Source organism: Kitasatospora sp. NPDC056184, from assembly GCF_042268405.1.
In the GTDB taxonomy this organism is placed as follows: Bacteria; Actinomycetota; Actinomycetes; order Streptomycetales; family Streptomycetaceae; genus Kitasatospora.
Genome location: NZ_JBHJUI010000009.1, coordinates 237,091 through 258,405, shown reverse-complemented (window position 1 = coordinate 258,405; position 21,315 = coordinate 237,091). Strand labels below are relative to the sequence as shown.

At 74.4% G+C, this 21,315-nt stretch carries 21 protein-coding genes; 5 read left to right on the top strand and 16 right to left on the bottom strand.

Going from position 1 to position 21,315, the window contains the following annotated elements:
- Window positions 1-100: 100 nt before the first annotated feature.
- Entirely contained in the window at window positions 101-277 is a 177-nt protein-coding gene (locus ACFC0B_RS20345; protein WP_376087340.1) for a hypothetical protein, read from the bottom strand.
- 185 nt (window positions 278-462) lie between these two features.
- Between ACFC0B_RS20345 and ACFC0B_RS20340 the strand changes: the two genes are divergently transcribed.
- Window positions 463-1,038 carry a hypothetical protein gene (locus tag ACFC0B_RS20340; RefSeq protein WP_376087338.1) on the top strand — a complete coding sequence of 192 codons (576 nt, stop codon included), beginning with the start codon at window positions 463-465 and terminating at the stop codon, window positions 1,036-1,038.
- Between the two features lie 60 nt (window positions 1,039-1,098).
- Here ACFC0B_RS20340 and ACFC0B_RS20335 read toward each other — a convergent pair whose 3' ends face one another.
- The 5 genes from ACFC0B_RS20335 to ACFC0B_RS20315 are packed head-to-tail and all read right to left on the bottom strand — an operon-like array spanning window position 1,099 to window position 6,788.
- On the bottom strand, window positions 1,099-2,076 hold the full coding sequence (locus ACFC0B_RS20335) for an ABC transporter ATP-binding protein (RefSeq protein WP_376087336.1): 978 nt from the start codon (window positions 2,074-2,076) through the stop codon (window positions 1,099-1,101).
- Window positions 2,073-3,074 (bottom strand): ABC transporter ATP-binding protein, encoded by a 1,002-nt coding sequence (locus tag ACFC0B_RS20330; protein ID WP_376087334.1) that lies wholly within the window; start codon window positions 3,072-3,074, stop codon window positions 2,073-2,075. The genes ACFC0B_RS20335 and ACFC0B_RS20330 overlap by 4 nt, the downstream gene beginning before the upstream one ends.
- The gene (locus tag ACFC0B_RS20325; protein ID WP_376087332.1) at window positions 3,074-4,060 is read right to left on the bottom strand and encodes an ABC transporter permease; all 987 of its coding nucleotides are present in this window, start codon (window positions 4,058-4,060) and stop codon (window positions 3,074-3,076) included. Before ACFC0B_RS20325 ends, ACFC0B_RS20330 begins: the two co-directional genes overlap by 1 nt.
- Window positions 4,057-5,019: an ABC transporter permease gene (locus ACFC0B_RS20320; RefSeq protein ID WP_376087330.1), complete on the bottom strand. Its 963-nt coding sequence runs from the start codon at window positions 5,017-5,019 to the stop codon at window positions 4,057-4,059. Before ACFC0B_RS20320 ends, ACFC0B_RS20325 begins: the two co-directional genes overlap by 4 nt.
- A gap of 14 nt (window positions 5,020-5,033) precedes the next feature.
- Window positions 5,034-6,788, bottom strand: coding sequence for an ABC transporter substrate-binding protein (locus ACFC0B_RS20315; RefSeq protein ID WP_376087328.1), 1,755 nt, complete (start codon window positions 6,786-6,788; stop codon window positions 5,034-5,036).
- Between the two features lie 306 nt (window positions 6,789-7,094).
- On the opposite strand from ACFC0B_RS20315, the gene ACFC0B_RS20310 reads away from it, so the two are divergent.
- Complete coding sequence (locus ACFC0B_RS20310) at window positions 7,095-8,498, top strand: aminopeptidase P family protein (RefSeq protein WP_376087461.1); 1,404 nt, start codon at window positions 7,095-7,097, stop codon at window positions 8,496-8,498.
- 28 nt (window positions 8,499-8,526) lie between these two features.
- On the opposite strand, the gene ACFC0B_RS20305 is transcribed toward ACFC0B_RS20310, so the two are convergent.
- From ACFC0B_RS20305 to ACFC0B_RS20295, 3 genes are all read right to left on the bottom strand, one after another.
- On the bottom strand, window positions 8,527-9,558 hold the full coding sequence (locus tag ACFC0B_RS20305) for a nitronate monooxygenase (RefSeq protein ID WP_376087326.1): 1,032 nt from the start codon (window positions 9,556-9,558) through the stop codon (window positions 8,527-8,529).
- Window positions 9,559-9,665: 107 nt separating this feature from the next.
- Complete coding sequence (locus tag ACFC0B_RS20300; RefSeq protein ID WP_376087324.1) at window positions 9,666-10,316, bottom strand: response regulator; 651 nt, start codon at window positions 10,314-10,316, stop codon at window positions 9,666-9,668.
- Window positions 10,313-11,533 (bottom strand): sensor histidine kinase, encoded by a 1,221-nt coding sequence (locus ACFC0B_RS20295; RefSeq protein WP_376087322.1) that lies wholly within the window; start codon window positions 11,531-11,533, stop codon window positions 10,313-10,315. Before ACFC0B_RS20295 ends, ACFC0B_RS20300 begins: the two co-directional genes overlap by 4 nt.
- Before the next feature lie 162 nt (window positions 11,534-11,695).
- On the opposite strand from ACFC0B_RS20295, the gene ACFC0B_RS20290 reads away from it, so the two are divergent.
- The gene (locus tag ACFC0B_RS20290) at window positions 11,696-12,772 is read left to right on the top strand and encodes an ABC transporter permease (protein ID WP_376087459.1); all 1,077 of its coding nucleotides are present in this window, start codon (window positions 11,696-11,698) and stop codon (window positions 12,770-12,772) included.
- Entirely contained in the window at window positions 12,769-13,452 is a 684-nt protein-coding gene (locus tag ACFC0B_RS20285) for an ABC transporter ATP-binding protein (RefSeq protein ID WP_376087320.1), read from the top strand. The genes ACFC0B_RS20290 and ACFC0B_RS20285 overlap by 4 nt, the downstream gene beginning before the upstream one ends.
- On the opposite strand, the gene ACFC0B_RS20280 is transcribed toward ACFC0B_RS20285, so the two are convergent.
- The 3 genes from ACFC0B_RS20280 to ACFC0B_RS20270 form a co-directional block, all read right to left on the bottom strand.
- On the bottom strand, window positions 13,442-14,011 hold the full coding sequence (locus tag ACFC0B_RS20280; protein ID WP_376087318.1) for a Uma2 family endonuclease: 570 nt from the start codon (window positions 14,009-14,011) through the stop codon (window positions 13,442-13,444). The two genes, ACFC0B_RS20285 and ACFC0B_RS20280, sit on opposite strands and share 11 nt — an antisense overlap.
- Window positions 14,012-14,085: 74 nt before the next feature.
- Window positions 14,086-14,799: a GntR family transcriptional regulator gene (locus tag ACFC0B_RS20275; RefSeq protein ID WP_376087316.1), complete on the bottom strand. Its 714-nt coding sequence runs from the start codon at window positions 14,797-14,799 to the stop codon at window positions 14,086-14,088.
- Window positions 14,800-14,974: 175 nt separating this feature from the next.
- Window positions 14,975-15,862, bottom strand: coding sequence for an NAD(P)-dependent oxidoreductase (locus tag ACFC0B_RS20270; RefSeq protein ID WP_376087314.1), 888 nt, complete (start codon window positions 15,860-15,862; stop codon window positions 14,975-14,977).
- A 106-nt stretch (window positions 15,863-15,968) separates the two neighbouring features.
- Here ACFC0B_RS20270 and ACFC0B_RS20265 point away from each other — a divergent pair, with 106 nt between their 5' ends.
- Window positions 15,969-16,547, top strand: a complete 579-nt coding sequence (locus tag ACFC0B_RS20265) for a TetR/AcrR family transcriptional regulator (RefSeq protein ID WP_376087312.1) — start codon at window positions 15,969-15,971, stop codon at window positions 16,545-16,547.
- A gap of 208 nt (window positions 16,548-16,755) precedes the next feature.
- On the opposite strand, the gene ACFC0B_RS20260 is transcribed toward ACFC0B_RS20265, so the two are convergent.
- The 4 genes from ACFC0B_RS20260 to ACFC0B_RS20245 form a co-directional block, all read right to left on the bottom strand.
- A complete protein-coding gene (locus ACFC0B_RS20260; protein ID WP_376087457.1) occupies window positions 16,756-17,628 on the bottom strand; it encodes an ornithine cyclodeaminase family protein in 873 nt (290 codons plus the stop codon).
- A gap of 131 nt (window positions 17,629-17,759) precedes the next feature.
- The gene (locus tag ACFC0B_RS20255) at window positions 17,760-18,818 is read right to left on the bottom strand and encodes a proline racemase family protein (protein ID WP_376087310.1); all 1,059 of its coding nucleotides are present in this window, start codon (window positions 18,816-18,818) and stop codon (window positions 17,760-17,762) included.
- Window positions 18,818-20,182, bottom strand: coding sequence for an aldehyde dehydrogenase family protein (locus ACFC0B_RS20250; RefSeq protein ID WP_376087308.1), 1,365 nt, complete (start codon window positions 20,180-20,182; stop codon window positions 18,818-18,820). The genes ACFC0B_RS20255 and ACFC0B_RS20250 overlap by 1 nt, the downstream gene beginning before the upstream one ends.
- 59 nt (window positions 20,183-20,241) lie before the next feature.
- The gene (locus ACFC0B_RS20245) at window positions 20,242-21,246 is read right to left on the bottom strand and encodes a proline racemase family protein (protein ID WP_376087306.1); all 1,005 of its coding nucleotides are present in this window, start codon (window positions 21,244-21,246) and stop codon (window positions 20,242-20,244) included.
- Between the last annotated feature and the right edge of the window lie 69 nt (window positions 21,247-21,315).

Here is a 21,315-nt window from a genome sequence, read left to right as displayed (position 1 = left end):
TCCTGAGCACCGGGCCTCCCGTGGAAGACAGGTTTCACGGAAGACCGGCCGCCCCGGCCCTCCCACACGGAGGGCCGGGGCGGCCGCGCGTCGTCTCCCCTCAGCGCGGGTCCGCGTGCCCCCGCCGCAGGCCCAGCTCGGCGAAGAGCCCGCCCGGCGAGGGCCCGACCAGCGTGCCGACGCCCCACAGACAGGCGCGCGAGGGCCCGAACCGGGACAGCAGCCGGCTGACCGGCATCGCGGCGGTCACCGCGGCGATCAGGAAGCCGGTCGCCACCCACGCGTAGGAGCGGGCGGCGGTGAAGTAGAGGTTTCATCGCGTACGGCGCGACACCGCCGGCGAGGATCGAGGCCTGGGCCGCGAACCGCCGGGAGAACAGCTCGCCCCACCCGCCGGAGGACGCCGGCGGCCCCGCTTCCGGAGCGTGACGTCCCTGGGAGGACTTGAAGTCAAGGAGGCGCATGGACAGCGCCGCGGACGCCGCGCGGAGCGCGGACGCCGTGCCCCGCCCGGCCGACCTGCTGACCGTCGGCGAAGTCGCCCGGCGGGCCGAGGTGGCCGAGGTGTTCGCCGGACTGCCCGCCGACCGGATGCCGGACAAGCGCGACCGGGAGCGGATCTCGCGCCGCTGGGCGGCGCTGCTCGCGGCCCGGCGCCGGGAGATCGAGCGGCTGGAGAGCGGGCTGACCGGCTGCATCGGCTGCGGCTGCCTCTCGCTGCGCCGCTGCCGGGTCCTCAACCCGCGGGACGCGCTCGCCGCCGACGGGCCCGGCCCGCGCCGGCTGCCCTCCGAGGAGCCGGGCCCCGGTTGCGGCCGGGAACGCCGACGGGCCCGCCGGGACCGACGACCCAGGTCGGTCCGGCGGGCCCGGCGCACCCGGCCGCAGGGGGGTCCGGGTGGACCCGGTCGGACGCGGCCCTCATCAGGCTCCCCGCCGCGCCCGACCGGGCGTTCAAGGTGCGTGCGGAGCCGGTGCTCCGCGCGCGGGTGGTGCCGTACCGTCCGCCGTGGGGGTGGCCGGACGGTACGGCGGTAGAGCCGCGGCCGGGGGCGCGCCCATCGGCGGGCGCCCGCGGCCGCGGGACCGGGTCCCGGGTCAGTTCTCCGGGAAGTGGCAGGCCGCCTCGCGCCCGCCGGTTCCGGCGATCTGCAGCAGCGGACGCTCCGTGCGGCAGATCTCCTGGGCCTTCGGGCAGCGCGGGTGGAAGCTGCACCCGGGCGGCGGGTCGGCCGGGCTCGGCGGGTCGCCGAGCAGCACGATCCGCTCGCGCTCGCGCTCCGCCGCCGGGTCCGGCAGCGGCACGGCGGAGAGCAGTGCCTTGGTGTACGGGTGCGCGGGGTTGCCGTACACCTGGTGCTTGTCGCCGATCTCGACGATCCGGCCGAGGTACATCACCGCGACCCGGTCGCAGACCCGCTTGACCACCGAGAGGTCGTGCGCGATGAAGATGTACGCCAGCCCCAGTTCGGCCTGGAGCCGCTCCATCAGGTTGACCACCTGGGCCTGGATGGAGACGTCCAGCGCGGAGACCGGCTCGTCGGCAACCACCAGCCGGGGCGAGGTGGCCAGCGAGCGGGCGATGCCGATGCGCTGGGCCTGGCCGCCGGAGAACTCGTGCGGGTAGCGGTCCAGGTGCTCGGGGATGAGGCCGACCAGCTCCATCAGCTCGGCGGCCCGCTTGCGCGCCTCGGCCGCGCCGGCGCCCTGGACCAGCAGCGGCTCGGAGATGATCCGGGCCACCGTCTGGCGGGGGTTGAGCGAGGAGTACGGGTCCTGGAACACCATCTGCAGGTGCTTGCGGTGCGGGCGCAGCTCGGCCTGGCTCAGGCCGCCGATCTCGGTGCCGTCGAAGGTGACGGTGCCGGAGGTCGGGTCCAGCAGCCGGACGATCATGCGTCCGGTGGTGGACTTGCCGCAGCCGGACTCGCCGACCAGGCCGAGCGTCTCGCCGGCGCCGACGTCGAAGCTGACCCCGTCCACCGCGCGGATCGGGTTGCCGGCCTTGCCGGTGCGCGAACGGCGGCCGGGGAAGGTCTTCACCAGGTCCCGGACCGTCAACAGGGGTTCGGTCATCCCAGGGCTCCTTCCGGCACCAGCGGCAGGTGGCAGGCGGCCTGGTGGCCGGGGACGAGCGGGCCGAACCCGGGCCGCTCGGACAGGCAGCGGGCGTGTTCCTCGGCGGTGGCGGCGGTGGTGCGGGCGCAGCGCGGGGCGAAGGAGCAGCCGGGGGCGGGGGCGATCAGCGACGGCGGGCTGCCGGGGATGGCCCGCAGCGGGGCGTCGTCGGTGTCGTCCAGGCGGGGCAGCGAGTCGAGCAGCCCGCGGGTGTAGGGGTGCGCGGGAGCGGCGAACAGCCGGTCCACGGGCGCCTGTTCGGCGGCGCGGCCGCCGTACATGACGAGCACCTCGTGGGCGACCCGGGCGACCACGCCGAGGTCGTGGGTGATCATCACGACGCCGAGGCCGTGCTCCTGCTGGATCCGGGCGATCAGGTCGAGGATCTGGGCCTGGACGGTGACGTCGAGCGCGGTGGTCGGCTCGTCGGCGATCAGCAGCTCGGGCTCGCAGGCGAGCGCCATGGCGATCATCACGCGCTGGCGCATGCCGCCGGAGAACTGGTGCGGGTACTCGTCGACCCGGCGGGCCGGCTCGGGGATGCCCACCTCGGCGAGCATCTCGATCGCGCGCTGCCGCCCGGCCTTGCGGGAGGCCTTGAAGTGCACCCGGTAGTGCTCGGCGATCTGCTCCCCGACGGTGTAGAAGGGGTGCAGGCTGGACAGCGGGTCCTGGAAGATCATGGCGATCCGCCGGCCGCGGACGACGCCGAGCGCCTTCTCGCCGAGGCCGTTGAGCTCCTGGCCGTGCAGCCGGATCGAGCCGTCGACCTGGGCGCCGCGGTGCAGGCCCATGACGGCGAGCGAGGTGACGGACTTGCCGCTGCCGGACTCGCCGACCAGGCCGAGGGTCTTCCCGGCCTCGACGGTGAAGTCGATGCCGTCGACGGCCCGGACGATACCGCGCGGGGTGTTGAAGGAGACCCTGAGGTCTTCGACCTCCAGAAGGGCGGTCATCAGTACCTCACTCTCGGGTCGACGAATGCGTAGAGCACGTCGACCAGCAGGTTCGCGACCACGATGAAGAAGGCCGCGAGCAGCGTGACGCCGAGGATGACGGGCTGGTCGGAGCGGAGCAGGCCGTCGTAGAAGAGCCGTCCGATGCCGGGCAGACCGAAGATGGACTCGGTGATGACGGCGCCGGCGAGCAGGCCGCCGAGGTCCATGCCGAAGATGGTGAGGATCGGCGTCATCCCGGAGCGCAGCCCGTGCTTGACCGTGACCGTGCGGGACGGCAGGCCCTTGGCCCGGGCGGTCCGGATGTACGGCTCGGCCATCGTCTCGATCATCGAGTTGCGGCTCTGCCGGGCGTACTGGGCCGCGTACAGCAGGGCCAGCGCGATCCAGGGCAGCAGCAGGTTGGAGCCCCACTCGAAGGGGTTGTCGGTGAACTTGTGGTACGCCGGGTAGGGCAGCAGGCCGGCGCTGCGGACGACGCCCCAGATCAGCATGATCGAGGTGAAGTAGACCGGCAGCGAGGCGGTGCCGACCGAGAGCACCATGAGGATCTTGTCGGCCGGCTTGCCCTTGCGCAGCGCCGAGGTGACGCCGGCGCCGAGGCCGAGGACCAGCCAGAGCACGGCCGCGCCGAGGGCCAGCGAAATGGACACCGGCAGGCGGTCGACGAGCAGGTCCCAGACCGGCAGCGAGTACTCGTAGGAGTAGCCGAGGCAGGGGAAGCCGCAGTGCGCGGCGCTGGGGCCGCTGCCGTAGTCGCGGCCGGCCACGATGCCGGTCAGGTAGGCGCCGAACTGCTCCCAGATCGGCTTGTCCAGGCCCATCGCGGCCTGGACCTCGGCGAGCCGCTCGGGGCTGCAGGTCTTGCCGCAGGCGGCCGCGGCAGGGTCGTTGGGCAGCAGGTAGAAGATGGTGAAGGTGATGGCGCAGATGGCCAGCAGGATGCCGGCCACGCCGATGAGCCGGCGGCCGAGGTAGAGGATCACGACCGGCCTCCCCGGGGGTCGAGGATGTCCCGCAGCGCGTCGCCGAGCAGGGTGAAGGCGAGCACCGCGAGGAAGAGGAAGACCGTCGGGATCAGGAAGTAGGTCGGGTCGGTCTCGTAGAAGACGATCGACTCGGCGATCATCTGGCCCCAGGAGGCGGTCGGCGGCCGCACGCCCACGCCGAGGTAGGAGAGCGCGGCCTCGGTGGCGATCATGCCGGGGATCAGCAGGGTGGTGTAGGCGATGATCGGACCGGAGACGTTCGGCAGGATCTCCCGGGTGAGGATGCGCCAGGAGCGCGCACCGCCCACCTTGGCGGCCTCGACGTACTCGCGGTGCTTGAGCGACAGCGTCTGGCCGCGGACCACGCGGGCGATGCCGGGCCAGCCGAAGAGGCCGATCACCAGGGTCATCAGCAGGATCCGGTTGACGTCCTTGGCCACCGACATCATCGCGATCATGAAGATCAGCGAGGGGAAGGACATGGTGAGGTCCATCAGCCGGGAGAGCAGGCTGTCGACGCGGCCGCCGAAGTAGCCGGCCGCGATGCCGGCGAGGGTGCCGGCGATCACGACCACGGCGGTGGCGACGAAGGCGATCAGCAGGGACACCTGGCCGCCGTGCAGGACGCGGGCGAACAGGTCACGGCCGGTGATCGGCTCGACGCCGAGCCAGTGCCGGGCGCCGATGCCGCCGAAGTCGCCCTTGGGCGCGCCGCCGAGGTAGGCGTCGATGGCGCGCTTGTCGAACTCCTCGGGGCTCCAGCCGCCGAGTGCGCTGAGCGGCCCGGCCAGCACGGCCAGCAGGACCAGGACGACGACCATGATCAGGCCGAACCGGGCCGAGCCCTTGGCCCACAGCTGGTCCCAGACCAGCCGCCAGGGCCCGCGCCCGGAGGGCTTCGCGGGGCCCGCCGCCGCGACGGGCGCGGCGGCGGGCTCGATGGGAGTGGTGCTCATGTGCGGACGGCCCCTCAGCCCTGGCTCTTGGCGGGGTCCTTGAGGCCGATGGCGGCCAGGTCGATCATGCCGGCGAAGCCCGGGGCGCCGAACGCGCCGGCCACGTTGGTGCCGACCAGCAGCGGGCGGCGCTGCCACATCAGCGGGACGGCCGGGGCCTTCTTCAGCAGCTCCTCGTCCAGCTTCTTGTAGGCCTCGTTGGCCTCCTTGACGTCCGTCAGGGCCGCGATGCGGTCCAGCTCGTCCATCGTCGCCTGGTCACGGAACTGGCTGTAGTTGCCCTGGTTGCCCTTCTCCTTGATGGTGCGGCCGTCGAAGAGGAAGGGCAGGAAGGTGGCGCCGGCCGGGTAGTCCGGGCACCAGCCGTCGATGGTCATGTCGGGAGCGTTCTTGATGTCGCCGATGGTGTCCTGGAACGCCGACGGGTCGACGGTGTTGACGGTGACCTGGACGCCGGCCTTGGCCAGCGACTGCTGGATCGCCTCGCCGCGGGTCTTGTTGCCGAGCGAGACGGTGATCGAGACCTTGAGGTCGCTCTTGCCCGCCGCCTTCAGCATGTCCTTGGCCTTCGCCTGGTCGCCGGCGGCCGGGATCTTCAGCGGGTCGGACGTGACGCCACCGGTCATCGACGGCGGCAGGAAGGTGGTGGCGATGTCGGCCATCGCCGGGCCGCCGAAGGTGGTGACCTGGGCCTCGCGGTCGACCGCCCACATGATCGCCTCGCGGACCTTCGGGTCGTCGAACGGCGCCTTGGCGGTGTTCAGGTAGAGGCTGTCGGTACAGCCGGTGCGCTCGGCGACCATGCGCGCCTTGACGTCGGCCTTGGGCAGCACCTTGGCCACCGACTCGGGACGCATCCACGGCATCTCGATGGTGCTGGCGTCGGGGCCCTCGCTCGCGATGAGGCGGTCGTCGGCCTGGCCGCCCTTGAGGCCCTGGGTCACCACGATCTTGTCCGGGTAGGCCTTGCGGACGGTGTCCGAGGCCTGGTCCCAGTTGGTGTTGCGGACCAGCACCAGCTGCTTCCCGCGGTCGTAGCTCTCGATCTTGTACGGGCCGGAGGAGAACGGCCGGATGTCGTACTGGGTGCCCTTCTCCTGGGCCTGCGGCACCGGCGCGAAGGTCGGCATGGTCGCGGTGTAGGAGAACTCGGCGACCGGGCGCTTCAGATGGAAGACGATGGTCTTGTCGTCCGGCGTCTCGATGCTCGGCAGGTGCTCGCCGTTCAGCGGGCCCTTGTAGTTCTCGCCGCCGGCCAGGTACTGGACCGCGTAGTCGGGGCCGCCGGTGAGGTCCGGGGAGAACGAGCGCTCCACGTTGTACTTGATGTCGGCCGACTTGATCGGCGTGCCGTCCTCGTACTTCAGGCCGTCCTTCAGGGTGAAGGTCCAGGTCTTGCCACCGTCGGAGGGCCGGCCCACGTCGGTCGCGAGGTCCGGGACGATCTCGTTGCCGGCCTCGCCGGGCGCGGACTTGAAGGTGACCAGGGTGCGGTAGATCAGCCGGGTGCCGAAGTCCATGTTCGGCAGGTTCCAGTTGCGGGCGGGGTCGAGGTGGGCGAAGTCCTGGTTGGTCAGCACGGTGAGCGTGCCGCCCTTGGTCGGCGTCCCGCCCACGATGCTGCCGCTGTCGGCGCCCGGCCCCTTGGTGGAGCTCGCGCCGGTTTCGCCGGAGGTGTCGTCGCTCTTGTCCTTGGCACAGGCCCCGAGGCCGAGGGTGAGTGCCGCCGCGATGCCTGCCGCGAGGGCGGTCTGAGTACGCCTGTTCATATCTGACTCCGCAGTGGGGGGGCCTGCCGTGAAGGCCCGTCGTCCGCCCCGGGGGTGGATCCGGGACCTGCCGCGGGGGGGCGACCTCAGGGGGTCTAGCCGCTCCGTGGTGTGACCCGTAACATAGTAATGTGAAATTGCACTGCACAAGAGGTGACGGCACCCGTTACCGAGCTGTGTCCGTGCCGGCCCCCGCCTCCCCCCGATCCGCACCACCCGCTTAGGAGCCACCCGGTGACTCTCCGTCAGACCGGCCTCAACACCGGAAGCCATGACCTCCCCGTCTCGGCCGCCCTCAACGCCTTCATGGGCACCTCCTGGGCGGCCACCCCGCTCCCGGCCGACGACCGCGTCCCCGGCTACGCCGTGACCCCCGGCCGCCGCTTCCGGCTCTCCGCCGCCTTCCCCGGCGAGCGCCTGATCGTCCCGGCCGGCCAGCTCAAGGTCCGCAGCAACGACTGCGACTACCGCTTCCGCCCGCACAGCGCCTACGCCTGGCTCACCGGCCTCACCGGCGAGGACCAGGTCGGCCACGTCCTCGTCCTGGAGCCGACCGGCCCCGACGGCCACGAGCCGGTCCTCTACCTGCGCCCCCGCTCCCCGCGCGGCGGCGACCCGGTGCGCGGCGCCGAGTTCTTCCGCGACCGCCGCTACGGCGAGTTCTGGGTCGGCCGCCGCCCCGACCTCGACGAGGCCTCCCGGCTCACCGGCGTGCGCGTCGAGCACCTCGACGAGCTGGAGAAGCTGCTCACCGGCCCGCAGCCCGCCACCCGCGTGCTCACCGGCGTCGACCCCGCACTGGACGCCGCCACCGGCCGCCCCGGCGCGCCCGAGCTCGTCCAGGGCGACGGCCTGTTCGCCGCCGTGCTGTCCGAGCTGCGGCTGGTCAAGGACGCCTGGGAGGTCGAGCAGCTCCAGCTCTCCGTCGACCACACCGTCCTCGGCTTCGAGGACGTCGTGCGCGCCCTGCCCGCCGCGCTGCGCCACCACCGCGGCGAGCGCTGGATCGAGGGCGTGTTCAACCTGCGCGCCCGCGCCGAGGGCAACGGCATCGGCTACGAGACCATCGCCGCCTCCGGCGCCCACGCCTGCGTCCTGCACTGGATCCGCAACGACGGCGCCCTCGACCCGAACGCCCTGCTGCTGTTCGACGCCGGCGTGGAGACCGACACCCTCTACACCGCCGACATCACCCGCACCCTCCCGCTCAGCGGCACGTTCACCCCCGTCCAGCGGCAGGCCTACGAGCTCGTCCTCGCCGCCCAGCAGGCCGGCATCGACGCGCTGCGCCCCGGCGCCCGCTTCCGCGACTTCCACTCCGCGGCCGCCCGGGTCATCGCCGAGGGCCTCGCCGACTGGGGCATCCTGCCGGTCAGCGCCGAGGAGGCGCTCGCCGAGGACAGCGGCGTCTACCGCCGCTACACCCTCTGCGGCACCGGCCACATGCTCGGCCTCGACGTCCACGACTGCGCCAAGGCCCGCGCCGAGACGTACCTGGACGGCGTCCTGGAGGAGGGCCACGTGCTCACCGTCGAGCCCGGCCTCTACCTCCAGCCCGACGACGAGACGCTGCCCGCCGAACTGCGCGGCCTCGGCATCCGGATCGAGGACGACCTCGTCATCACCGCCGACGGCGCGCGCCTGATGTCCGGCGCGCTGCCCCGCTCGGTGCCGGCCATCGAGGCCTGGATGGCCGAGCTGCTCGGCTGAGCCGCCCGCGTCCCGAGGGCCGCCGGGTTCACCGCCCGGCGGCCCCGGCGTCCCTCCACAGCTCCGCGACCAGCTCCGCCGCCGGGCCGCTGCGCGCCGCCCGGTGGCCGGTCCCCGCCCACAGGTGCATCGCCTGCGCGTCGGCGCGCCGGGCCGCCGCCGCGCGCAGCGGCTGGGTCAGGTAGTGCACGTCCGGGTAGGCGGCGGGCGCGTACGGGCCGAAGCGGTCGGTGAAGTCGTTGCGCAGCGCCCGCGCCGGGCGGCCGGTGAACGCCCGGGTCACCGTCGTCGCGTCGAACTCCGTCAGCGCCGCCCGGTGCACCGCCGCCGTCCCGGCCTCGTCCGCGCGCAGCAGCGCCGTGCCCACCTGCACCGCCGCCGCCCCGGCCCGCAGCGCGGCCGCCACCGCCGGACCGTCCGCCAGCCCGCCCGCCGCGATCAGCGGCAGCCCGGTCACCGCCCGCACGGCCGCCAGCAGTTCGAGCAGCGGCAGCTCCCCGGGGCGGTCCGCCGCCGCGTGGGTGCCGCGGTGCCCGCCGGCCTCCGGGCCCTGGACGCACAGCGCGTCCATCCCGACCGCCTCGGCGCGGCGCGCCTCGTCCGGCGTCGTCACCGTGCCGACCTGGAAGGTGCCCGCCGCCCGCAGCGCCCGCGCCTCCTCGGCGGAGGGCAGCCCGAAGGTGTACGAGACCACCGGGACGGGCTCGGCGAGCAGCCCGGCGATCTTGGCCTCCCAGTCGTCCCGGTCCGGCGCGATCGCCTCCGGCAGGGTCACGCCGTGCTTCTCGGCCTCCGGCCGCAGCCGCTCCCGGTAGGCGGCCACCGCCGCCCGGTCGCCCGGCTCCGCGGGCACGAACAGGTTCAGGCCGAACGGGCGGTCCGTCAGCTCCCGTACCCGGCGGACCTGCTCGAAGGTGTCCACGGCGCTCCGGTACCCGGCGGCGAGGAAGCCGAGCCCGCCCGCCCCGCTCACGGCGGCCGCCAGCTCCGGCGTCGACGGCCCGCCGGCCATCGGCGCGCCGATCACGGGCACGGGGAGTTCGTCGAGTCGCACGGCCATCCGGGGATCCTCCACTCACACGGCACACCGGGGTTCCCGGGCTACCGGCCCACCCTACGCCGCGCACCGGGCCGGCCCCTCCCGCGCTCACCCCCGCCCGGGCCGGATCACCCCCCGCGCCGGATCAGCCCCCGTGCCCGCGCCTCCCGCACCGCCGCCGTCCGCGACTCCACGCCCAACTTCGTGTAGATGTGCACCAGGTGCGACTTCACCGTCGCCAGGCTCAGGTGCAGCCGCCGGCTGATCGCCTGGTTGGTGAGCCCGTCCGCGACCAGCCCCAGCACCTCCGTCTCCCGTACGCTCAGCGCCGCCGCGGGCGTCCGCATCCGCTCCAGCAGCCGGTCCGCCACCGTCGGCGCCAGCGCCGTCCGCCCCGCCGCCGCCGACCGCACGGCCCGCGCCAGTTCCTCCGGCGGCGCGTCCTTCAGCAGGTACCCGGTGGCCCCGGCCTCCAGCGCCGGCAGGGTGTCCGCGTCGGTGTCGTACGTGGTCACCACCAGCACCCGCGGCGCCCCCGCGCCCCGCGCGGTGATCGCCGCGGTGGCCTGCGCGCCGTTCATCACCGAGCCGGGCCCGAACTGGAGGTCCATCAGCACCACGTCCACGTCCAGCTCCGCCGCGAGCTCGACGGCGCGCTCGGCGGTCGCGGCCTCCGCGACGATCGCGAAGTCCGGCTCGCTCTCCAGCACGGCCCGCAGCCCGGCCCGGACCACCGGGTGGTCGTCGGCCAGCAGCAGGCGGATCACGGCGTCGGTCACGAGGTCTCCTCACTCGAAGCGTCGGGCACCGGCAGCAGCACGGCGAGCGCCGTCCCCTCCCCCGGCGCGGACTCCACCGCGAAGGTCCCGCCGAGCGCCCGCGCCCGGGCCCGCATCGACGGCAGCCCGAACCCGCCGTCCCCGCCCGCGCCCGCCTCCGGTCCACCGACGGCCCCCGGCTCGAACCCCGCCCCGTCGTCCACCACGTCCAGCGCCACCTCCCCCGCCATGAAGCTGAGCGTCACCTCCGCGTGCGTCGCCCCCGCGTGCCGCACCGTGTTCCCGAGCGCCGACTGCGCGATCCGCAGCAGCGCCACCTCGTGCGGCACGGGCAGCCGGACCCGCTCGCCGGAGACGTGCAGCCGTACCGGCAGCCCGCTGCGCGCCGAGGTCGTCGCGCACAGCCGCTCCAGCGCGACCGGCAGCGTGTCGCTCTCCAGCGCCGGCGGGGTCAGCGCGCGCACGAAGCGGCGGGCCTCGTCGAGGTTGTCCTGCGCGGCCTGCCGGGCCTGCTCGACGTACTCGGCGGCGGCGTCGGTGCGCTCCGGCAGCGCGCGCTGCGCGGCCCGCAGCAGCAGCTGGATGCTGGTGAGGCTCTGCGCGAGGGTGTCGTGGATCTCCCGGGCGAGCCGCTCGCGCTCGGCGAGGACGCCGGCCGCGTGGTGGGCGGCGGCGAGGTCGGCGCGGGCGGCGGTCAGTTCGTCGATCAGCCGGCGCCGCTCCTCGCTCTCCCGGTAGAGCGCCTGGTAGCCGAGGACGGTGGCGGTGGCGACGGCGGCGCCCAGCAGCGGCCCGATCGCCGCCGCGACGCTGACGGTGTGCTGGTGCGCGGAGTAGGCGGCGATCGAGGCGACCGCGGTGAGCCCGACCGCCACCGGTCCGGCCCGGCGGCCGAGCAGGTGCAGTTCCAGGAAGTACAGCGGGAAGGCCAGCCAGACCCCGTCCTGGGTGGTGATCAGCACCCCCGCCCAGGTGACGCCGAGCAGCGCGAGCCAGAGCCCGGCGGCGCGGCGGGAGCGGCCGACCGCGCCGATCAGCGGCCCGGCCGTGTAGACGGCGGCCATCGCGGTCGCGGCGGCCGTGACCGCCACCGGGTCGCCGCCCCGGCCGGCCAGGGCCCGGACGACGGCGAGCGCCAGCAGGCCCGCCACGAGCAGGTGCAGGCAGACCTGGAGGACGCGGGCGACGGGAGTGGTTCGAGGTCGATCGGTCGCCATCCGTCCAGCCTAGGGTCCGTGCGCCCGTCGGGCATCAATCGAAAGGTTGAACTCCGCTCCCGCCCTTCGATGCCGAGGATGCAATCCCCGGTGCGATGCCCGAGGGGCCCTCCTTCGAGGAGTCTTTCCAGTGTCGCAGTGGATCGAGCGGAAGGGCTTGCGGTGTTCGTCGCCTGGAGGGATCTGAGGTTCGCCAAGGGGCGGTTCGCCCTGATGGGAACCGTCATCGTGCTGATCACGGTGCTGGTCGGCCTGCTGTCGGGCCTGACGGCCGGGCTGGGACGCCAGAACATCTCGGCGATCACCGGCCTGTCCGCCGACCACCTGGCCTTCGGCCGGCCCGCCGACGGCCAGAAGCTGTCGTTCACCGACTCCCAGGTCACCCCCGAGCAGTGGCAGGGCTGGGCCCGGACCCCGGGCGTCACCGACGCGCAACCGCTCGGCATCGCCACCACCAAGGCGGCGGCCGGCCCGCGCACCGCCGCGCTCTCCGTCTTCGGCCTGCCCGACGGCTCCGCGCTCGCCCCGCAGGGTGCCGCGCTCGCCCCGGGCCGGGCGGTGCTGTCGGAGACCGCCGCCGAGGACCTCGGCGGGCTGCGCCCGGGCGACGCGTTCACCGTCGCCGGCCACCCCCTGACGGTCGCGGCCGTCTCGGGGGACGCCTCCTACAGCCACACCCCGGTCGTCTGGACCACCCTCGCCGACTGGCAGCGGGCCGCCCCGGGCGGCGCCGGCCACGCCACCGTGGTCGCGCTCACCACCGCCGACGGCGCCGACCTGGCCGCCGCCGACGCCGCGCTCGGCACCGAGACCCGCACCCGGGACGACGCGCTCGCCGCGATCGGCTCCTACACCTCCGAGAACGGCTCGCTCCAGCTGATGCGGGGCTTCCTGTTCGCCATCTCGGCCCTGGTGATCGGCGCGTTCTTCACCGTCTGGACGATCCAGCGCAGCGGCGACATCGCCGTCCTGAAGGCGCTCGGCGCCTCCACCCGCTACCTGCTGCGCGACGCGCTGGGGCAGGCCGTGGTCCTGCTGCTGCTCGGCACCGCGCTCGGCACGGCCGTCGCCGCCGGCCTCGGCGCGCTGATCGGCTCCGCCGTCCCGTTCGTCCTGGACGCGCCGACCGTACTGGTCCCCGCCGTCGTCATGATCGCGCTCGGCGCGGTCGGCGCGGCCCTGTCCGTCCGCCGCATCACCTCCGTCGACCCGCTGACCGCCCTGGGGAGCGCCCGATGACTCTCGTTCTCGACCACGTCACGCTGACCTACCCCGACGGCGACGGCCGGCTGACCGCCCTCGACGACGTCTCGCTGACCGTCCCCAAGGGCACCGTCACCGCCGTGGTGGGCCCGTCCGGCTCGGGCAAGTCCAGCCTGCTGGCGGTCGCCGCCACGCTGATCGCCCCGGACTCCGGGCGGGTGGAGGTGGACGGCACGGACACCACCGGCCTGGACCGCACCGCGCTGGCGGCGCTGCGCCGCGACCGGATCGGCATCGTCTTCCAGCAGCCCAACCTGCTGCCCTCGCTCACCGCCGTCGAGCAGCTCCAGGTGATGGCCCACCTGGACGGCCGCGCCCCGCGCACCGCCCTCCCCCGGGCCCTGGAGCTGCTGGACGCCGTCGGCCTGCGCGACCAGGCGGCCCGCCGCCCGCACCAGCTCTCCGGCGGTCAGCGCCAGCGGGTGAACATCGCCCGCGCGCTGATGAACGACCCCACGGTCCTGCTGGTCGACGAGCCCACCAGCGCCCTGGACCACGAGCGCGGCGCGGCCGTCCTGGACCTGCTGACCACCCTCACCCACCAGCGCGCCACCGCCACTGTCCTGGTCACCCACGACCGGACCCACCTGACGGCGGTCGACCAGGTCGCCGAGGTCCACGACGGCCGCCTGACGATACCGGCGGCTACCGTCTGACCGCGACGAGGTCCGCCACCGCGAACGTCACCGGCACCCCGACCGACGGGGGCAGGGCGAACGACTCCCCCGGGTGGCGGACCTCCCGCACGCGATACTCGGCCCCACGAGGCTCGGTGAACACCACGACCCGCCGGTCGACCCGGTCCACGACCACGTAGACCGGCACCTCGGCGGCCGCGTACGCGGCGGGCTTCCGGGTGAGTTCGTCGCCGAACGCCGAGGAGGTGACCTCCAGCACCAGCCGGAAGCAGGCCGGGTCGTAGCAGTTGAACTCGACCATGCGGTCGTCGGACTCCGGATCGACGACCGACACGTCCGGCATCGCGTAGTCGAAGGGACCGGTCGGCAGCCAGATCGCCAACTGCCGGAAGGCCTCCGGCCCGCCCTTGCAGTCCGCTCCGGCCGTGTACAGGCCGGCCAGCACGTCGCGCAGGATCGCGGCATGCCGACCGTCCGGCACCGGTTCGATCGAGACTTGCCCGCCGAGGACCTCCACGCGGTGGCGTGGATAGCGCTCGAAGAGGACGTCGGCCATGTCGAGCGGTGAAGGAGGCACGCCGCTGATCCTGCCGCAGACGTGTGACCGGGGCGGCGATGTCCCGCCGGTTCGCCCGAACGGGTGGTTTACCCCTAGCGGGCCCGCAGCCGCAGGCCGGTGCGGGACTCCTCCGGCTGTTCCTGCTCGTCCTCGGCCCACAGCGAGCGGACGTGGCTGAGGTGGCGGGTCATGCAGGACTCGGCGGCCGGGGCGTCGCCGGCGATCATCAGGTCGAGCAGCTCCAGGTGCTCCTCCGCCGAGGAGACCAGCTCGCCGCGCTCGGCCAGGCGGTTGAGGCCGTAGAGGCGGGAGCGCTTGCGCAGGTCGCCGACGACCTCGACCAGGCGGGCGTTGCCGGCCAGGCCGAGCAGGTCGAGGTGGAACTGGCGGTCCGCCTCCAGGTAGCCGATGAGGTCCTGCTTGCCCGCGGCGGCGACGATCGCCTCGGCCTGCGGGCGCAGCGCCTCCAGCTGGTCGGCGCTGGCGCTGCGGGCGACCCGGCCGACGGTGGGGACCTCGATGAGGGCGCGGATCTCGGTGAAGTCGTCGAGGTCGCGCTCGGTGAGTTCGGTGACCCGGAAGCCCTTGTTGCGGACGGCCTCGACCAGGCCCTCGCGGGCGAGGTCGAGCATGGCCTCGCGGACGGGCGTGGCGGAGACGCCGAAGTCGGCGGCGAGGGCGGGCGCGGAGTAGACGACGCCGGGGCGCAGCTCGCCGGAGATCAGAGCGGCCCGCAGGGCGTGGGCGACCTGGTCGCGCAGCCGCTCCTGGACGGAGATCAGGGTGCGGGGTTTGAGGTCGGCCATGGTGTTCCTCCGGTGAGTGCAGAACACCAGCGTACAATGTCACGTTACGTTGAGTGTGCAACATTCCGTGATTCGGACGCCCCGTCAGGGACCGCGGTACATGACCGGACCCCATCGTGGCAGGGCCGCCGCCCGGTGACAACGGTCGGCGGCCCCCCACTTCACCCGTCCCGTCTCACTCCCCCTTGAACAGCCGGACCAGACTGGTCGCGCTGGACGCCCCGTGCCCGGCCTCGACGCCCCGCCGGAAGGTGTCGGCGAGCGCCCGCGGCAGCGCGCCGTCCACCCCGGAGGCCTCCACCGTGTGCAGGACGTGCTCGACACTGGCGAGCGCCATGGTGAGCCGGTCGACGTCGCCCTCGTGGTGGCCGGCCGCGATCCGGGGCGCGTAGAAGGCCAGGAAGCCCGGCATCGAGGCGGCGGTCGAGGTGGCGTAGGGCAGGAACGCGTCCGCCGGGATGCCGTTGGCCTCGGCGACGGCGGTGGCGTGCAGGTAGCCGGCCAGCGAGGTCCAGAAGAGGTCCATCTGGATCTGGTAGTACAGCTGGGCGAGCCCGGGGTCGTCGCCCCGGTAGTCGGCTCCGGTCAGCACCTCCAGGGCGGCCCGGTGCCGCCCGAACAGCTCGACCGGACCGCTGTAGAAGGTGGACGACCCGCTCCTGCCGATGCCGGACGGCGGCACCTGCACCCCGCCGGTGAGGTGCCCGGCGCCCCGCTCGGCGAGCCACCGGGCGGCCTCGCGGGCCCGCTCGGGGGTGTCCGAGCTGAGGTTGACGACGGTCCTCCCGGCCAGTTCCGCCTCGGCGGCGGTGAGCACGGCGAACACCGCGTCGTAGTCGGTGAGGCTGAGCACGACCAGTTCCCCGGCCGCGACCGCCGCGGCCGCGCTCGGTGCGAGGACCGCGCCGCGGGCGACCAGGCCGGCGGCCCGCCCGGCGGTCCGGTTCCAGACGGTGACGGCGTACCCGGCGTCGAGGTAGGCGCCGGCCATGGCCAGGCCCATCGGGCCGAGGCCGATCACGGTGACGGACGGCTTGCCGTGCTGCTGCTGCGCGACGGACATGGGGATCCCCTCCGGAGTGCGACTAGAACGAACGCTCTATCCAGGGCGTGACGCTAGCACAGCTCTGGAACGAACGCTCTATTCAATGACCGGCTAGACTCCCCCCGTGAAGACGACCACCACCGGCACCCGCGAGCGGATCGTCCGGGCCACCTCACGGCTGCTCCAGCGCCAGGGGTTCGAGGGCACCGGCATCAAGCAGATCTCCCGCGAGGCGGAGGCCACCCTCGGCTCCGTCTACCACTTCTTCCCGGGCGGCAAGCAGGAGCTGGCCGCCGAGGCGATCCGCCACGGCGACCGGGAGTTCGCCGAGATGCTGCACGAGGCACTGGACAGCACCGCCGACCCGGCCGAGGCGATCACCGCCTGCACCCGGCTGCTCGCCGAGTCCCTGCGCGCCTCCGACTGGCAGGACGGCTGCCCGATCACCACCACCGCGCTGGAGACGGTCGGCCGGGCCCCGGTCATCGAGCAGGCCGTCGCCGAGGCCTTCGCGCACTGGCGCGCGATCGTCGAGGAGAAGCTGCACGGCTCGGGCATCGCCCTCGCCGACGCCCGCGAACTCGCCGCCACCGTCATCAACACCCTGGAGGGCGCCGAACTCGCCGCCCAGGTCGCCCGCAGCGAGGAGCCCCTCCACCTGACCGGCCGCCACCTGGCCCGTCTGATCAACACCTACCGCTAGCCGCCCCGGGTCCGAAGGCGCCGGAACGCAAAGAAGCGGCCGACGTGGCGGGGGATCCCGTCCCACCACGTCGGCCGCACTTCCGGCCGGTCACTTCAACGACCGCCCCCCGTCCAGGGCAACGGGTCCGGGGGCGGGTGCCGGCGCAGCGCCGAGGCGCCGGCACCGTGCGTCGGGCCCCACAGCGGGCCCCGTGCCGGCCGGAGACTCAGCCCGCGTCGCGGCGGTAGGTCTCCGCCGCGACCGCGAGGTCCTCCCAGGCCATGCCGACGCTCTTGAAGAACCTCGGCCGATCGGCCGGCACCGGCGCATCGCCGTTCACCAGCTCGGCCAGGTTCCACAGGGTGTCGGCGCCGGTGATCCCCGCCATCAGCAGGTCACCGGCCTCCCGCAGCGCCACCGCGCGGGCCTCCACGTAGAGCGCGGACCGGCCGACCAGCACCTCGTCCACCTCCCGGGCGTCGACCTCGTGCGAGCCGACCGCCGCCACCGCCGCGTGGTCCGGGACCAGCGCGCCGTCGAACAGCGGGGTGCGCGCGGTGGTGCAGCAGACCACCAGGTCGGCGTCCGCCACGTCGGCGGGGGTGCCGACGGCGGCCGCCACACCGCGGGCCCGGGCGTACCGCGCCAGGGCCTCGGCGGGCTGCTCGCTGCGGGCGACCACGGTCACCCGGGTCAGCGGGCGGATGGCCAGCAGCGCGTCCAGGTGGCCGTAGGCCTGCGGGCCGGAGCCGAACAGCACCAGGTGCTCGGCCTGCGGCGCCGCCAGCCGGTCCAGCGCGACGGCGGTGACCGCGGGGGTGCGCAGCGAGGTGAGCGCGACGCCGTCGAGCAGGGCCAGCGGCTGCAGGGTCGGACCGTCCAGCAGCAGGTAGCTGCCGGTGATCCGGGGCAGCCCGACGGTCGGGTTGGCGGGGGCGACCCCGGCGATCTTCACCCCGACGTACCGGGCGGAGGCGGCCGGCATCAGCAGCAGTTCCCCGGCGGGCACCGGTACGGCCGAGCGGGCGGGCGCGGCCTCCGGGTCCAGCCCGTCGAGCAGGACCCGCTCGATCGCCCGGGACGCCTCGACGGGCGTCAGCCCGACGGCGTCCGACGCGAGGACGTCGTCCGGGCCCGGCGCGGCGGGCTGGAGCGGCTCAGCCGCCGCGCCGGGCGGTTCCGGGGCCGGGGCGGTGACCGGGGCAGCGGCCACCGTCCTCAGGTCCCCGCTCACAGCAGGAACCCCGCGCCGAGGGTGTCCTGCGAGTCGAGCACGAAGCGGTGCTCGCCGGTGCGGTGCGCGGTGCCGGTCACCTCGGTGACCACACCGTCGCCCCACGGGTCGCCGCCGGCCAGCACCCGCCCGCCGAAGACGGTGCCGACGATCGACTCGTGCCGCAGCTCCTCGCCCGGTGCGAGCCGCTCCTCGGCGGCCAGGATCGCCAGCCGGGCCGAGGTGCCGGAGCCGCACGGCGAGCGGTCGATCTGGCCGTCCGCGAAGACGGTGACGTTGCGCTGGTTCAGCGCGCCGTCCGCCGAGGGGAGTTCGTCGAACAGGATGACCCCGTAGACGCCCGACAGCCGCGGGTCCACCGGGTGCTGCACCGCCGGGGAACCGGCCAGCGCGGCCCTGATCTCCCGCCCGATGGCGGTGAGTTCGGGCAGCTCGCCGAGGCTCACCGAGAGGCCGAGCGCGGCGGCCGGCACCGAGGCGTAGCAGGCGCCGGAGTGCGCGACGGCCACGTCGACGGTGCCGCGCGAGGTCTCCACCGGGAGCTTCAGCTCGCTGACCCAGGCGGGCACGTTGCGGAACGTCACCCCGGTGGTCCGCCCGGCGGCCCGGTGGACCAGCGCGGTGACCCGGCCGGACGGCACGTCGATCCGCACCCGGGCGACGCCGTAGTCGGGCGCCGCGACGAGCCCGGAGTCGACCGCCCAGGCGCCGAGCGCGATGGTGCCGTGGCCGCAGGCGGTCGAGTAGCCGTCCTTGTGCCAGAACAGCACGCCGAGGTCGGCCTCGTCGTCGTCCGGCGGCACCAGGAAGCCGCCGTACATCCCGCCGTGGCCGCGCGGCTCGCGGGTGAGCAGCTGCCGGATGTCGTCCAGCGCGCTCGGCCGGGGCGCGGTCGCGGTGCCGCCGGCGCCGATCGCGATGGCCCGCCGCTCGGCGACGCTGTCACCGGGGATCACCGGCGCGCCGTCGACGACGATCCGGAACGGCTCGCCGGCCGTGTGGTAGTCGACGGTGTCGACCCGCAGGGCCTCGCCGCCGGTGGGCTGCGCCGTCATCAGGCACCCCCGCCCGGCAGCAGGGTGACGGTGCGGCTCTGGGTGTAGAAGTCCAGCGCCGCCTGCCCCTGCTCGCGGGCGCCGTGGCTGGCGCCCTTGGCACCGCCGAACGGCAGGTGGAAGTCGACGCCGCTGGACGGCGCGTTGACCCGGATCATGCCCGCGTTCAGCCGGTCGGCGGCGGCCAGCGCCGCGTCCAGGTTCCGGGTGTGCACCGAGGCGGACAGGGTGTACGGGGTGTCGTTGGCGATCGCGATCGCCTCGTCCAGGTCGGCCGCCGCGTGCAGCACGGCGATCGGGCCGAAGAACTCCTCGCTCCGCAGCGGGTGGCCGTCCGGCACCCCGGCGACCAGGGTCGGCTCCAGGTACCAGCCGTCCCGCTCGGGCACGGTGCCGCCGGTCAGCAGCTCGGCGCCGCCCTCCTTGGCGGAGACGACGGCCGCGGTGATCTCGTCCCGGGTGGCCTCGTTGATGACCGGGCCGCAGGAGGTCTCGTCGACCTCGGCGAGCGCCTTGACCAGCGCGGCGCGCAGCGGCTCGTAGGCCGCACCGACGGCGACGACCCGGCTGGTGGCGGTGCACTTCTGGCCCGCGTAGCCGGCGATCGCGTTGGCGAGGTGGGCGGCGGCCTGGTCGATGTCGGCGTCCGGCAGGACGATCCCCGTGTTCAGCCCGCCGAGTTCGGCCTGCACCGGGATGCCGCGCTCGGTGGCGGTGCGGACGACCTGGCGGCCGACCCCGGTGGAGCCGGTGAAGGAGACCACGTCGGCCGCGGCGACCAGGGTGCCGCCCTCGGCGCCGCCGCCGGGCAGCACGGTGAAGACGTCCGCGGGCAGCCCGGCCCCGGCGATCAGCTCGCCCAGCCGCCGCGCGACCCCGATCGCCTCCGAGGAGGGCTTGAGGACGACGCTGTTGCCGACGGCCAGCGCCGGGGCGGCCTTCCAGGTGGGGATCGCCAGCGGGAAGTTCCACGGCGTGATCAGCCCGGCGACGCCGTAGGGGCGGCGGCGGGTGAGCAGCAGGCCGGGCCCGCCGGCGGTCTCGTGCACCTCGCCGGAGGCGGCGAACGGCGCCTGCGCGTAGTAGCGCCAGATCGCGGCGGTGCGGGCGACCTCGCCGCGCGCCTCGGCGATCGGCTTGCCGACCTCGCGGACGACCAGCTCGGCCAGCTCCTCGGCGTGCGCCTCGACGGCCTCGGCGATCCGGGTGAGCGCGGCCGAGCGGGCGCCGGCGCCGGCGGCGAGCCAGCCGGGCTGCGCGGCGCGGGCACGGGCGACGGCGGCCTCGACGGCCTCGGTGCCGGGGCGGGGCGCCTCGGCGACGAGGTCCGCGGGGTCGGCGGGGTTGTACGAACGGATCGTCACGGGGAGCAGCCCTTCGGGGGATTCGACGGGAGGGGTGGGGACGGGGAGCCGGCGGCCGGTCAGAGCAGGAAGCCGGCCGGGAACGGGTCGGTGGGGTCGAGGAAGTACTGGGCGGTCCCGGTGACCCAGGCCCGGCCGGTGACGGTCGGCACCACCGCGGGGTGCCCGGCCACCTCGGTCTCCTCGACCAGCCGGCCGATGAAGGTGGTCCCGATGAAGGAGTCGTTGCGGAAGTCCCGGTCCAGCGGCAGCTCGCCGCGGGCGTGCAGCTGGGCCATCCGGGCGGAGGTGCCGGTGCCGCAGGGCGAGCGGTCGAACCAGCCGGGGTGGATGGCCATCGCGTGCCGGGAGTGCTCGGCGGTGGAGCCGGGGGCGAGCAGCTGGACGTGGTGGCAGCTGTGGATGGACGGGTTCTCCGGGTGCACCGGGCGGTCCGGTCCGGCGTTGATGGCGTCCATCAAGGCCAGGCCGGCGTCCAGGATGTCCTGCTTGCGCTCCCGCTCGAACGGCAGGCCGAACTCGGCGAGCGGCAGGATGGCGTAGAAGTTTCCGCCGTAGGCGAGGTCGTAGCCCACCGTGCCGTAGCCGGGGACCTCGATCTTCCGGTCCAGCGCCACCGAGTAGGACGGCACGTTGCGGATGGTGACCGCCTTGGCCGCGCCGTTCTCCACCGCGACGTCCGCGATCACCAGGCCCGCCGGGGTGTCCAGCCGGACGGTGGTGACCGGCTCGACGACCGGCACCATGCCCGTCTCCACCAGGACGGTGGCCACGCCGATGGTGCCGTGGCCGCACATCGGCAGCAGGCCGGAGACCTCGATGTAGAGCACGCCCCAGTCGGCGTCCGGCCGGGTCGGCGGCTGCAGGATCGCGCCGCTCATCGCGGCGTGGCCGCGGGGCTCGTACATCAGCAGGGTCCGGAAGTGGTCCAGGTGCTGCTGGAAGTGCACCCGGCGCTCGGCCATGGTGGCACCGGGGATGACGCCGAACCCACCGGTGATGACCCGGGTGGGCATGCCCTCGGTGTGCGAGTCGACGGCGTGGAAGACGTGGCGGCTGCGCATCTGCTGACGCTCCCTGGGGTGGTGGATGGGTGGGTGGGTGAGCCCCGTCAGGGGGGCCGGCTGCCGCCG

What these genes read in the sequence shown, in the direction of transcription:
- ACFC0B_RS20245 (WP_376087306.1), bottom strand. Translation starts at nt 21,246, where the DNA reads ATGCGCAGCCGCCACGTCTTCCACGCCGTCGACTCGCACACCGAGGGC.
- ACFC0B_RS20335 (WP_376087336.1), bottom strand. Translation starts at nt 2,076, where the DNA reads ATGACCGAACCCCTGTTGACGGTCCGGGACCTGGTGAAGACCTTCCCC.
- ACFC0B_RS20295 (WP_376087322.1), bottom strand. Translation starts at nt 11,533, where the DNA reads ATGGCGACCGATCGACCTCGAACCACTCCCGTCGCCCGCGTCCTCCAG.
- ACFC0B_RS20320 (WP_376087330.1), bottom strand. Translation starts at nt 5,019, where the DNA reads ATGAGCACCACTCCCATCGAGCCCGCCGCCGCGCCCGTCGCGGCGGCG.
- ACFC0B_RS20285 (WP_376087320.1), top strand. Translation starts at nt 12,769, where the DNA reads ATGACTCTCGTTCTCGACCACGTCACGCTGACCTACCCCGACGGCGAC.
- ACFC0B_RS20330 (WP_376087334.1), bottom strand. Translation starts at nt 3,074, where the DNA reads ATGACCGCCCTTCTGGAGGTCGAAGACCTCAGGGTCTCCTTCAACACC.
- ACFC0B_RS20255 (WP_376087310.1), bottom strand. Translation starts at nt 18,818, where the DNA reads ATGACGGCGCAGCCCACCGGCGGCGAGGCCCTGCGGGTCGACACCGTC.
- ACFC0B_RS20275 (WP_376087316.1), bottom strand. Translation starts at nt 14,799, where the DNA reads ATGGCCGACCTCAAACCCCGCACCCTGATCTCCGTCCAGGAGCGGCTG.
- ACFC0B_RS20340 (WP_376087338.1), top strand. Translation starts at nt 463, where the DNA reads ATGGACAGCGCCGCGGACGCCGCGCGGAGCGCGGACGCCGTGCCCCGC.
- ACFC0B_RS20310 (WP_376087461.1), top strand. Translation starts at nt 7,095, where the DNA reads ATGGGCACCTCCTGGGCGGCCACCCCGCTCCCGGCCGACGACCGCGTC.
- ACFC0B_RS20315 (WP_376087328.1), bottom strand. Translation starts at nt 6,788, where the DNA reads ATGAACAGGCGTACTCAGACCGCCCTCGCGGCAGGCATCGCGGCGGCA.
- ACFC0B_RS20305 (WP_376087326.1), bottom strand. Translation starts at nt 9,558, where the DNA reads ATGGCCGTGCGACTCGACGAACTCCCCGTGCCCGTGATCGGCGCGCCG.
- ACFC0B_RS20270 (WP_376087314.1), bottom strand. Translation starts at nt 15,862, where the DNA reads ATGTCCGTCGCGCAGCAGCAGCACGGCAAGCCGTCCGTCACCGTGATC.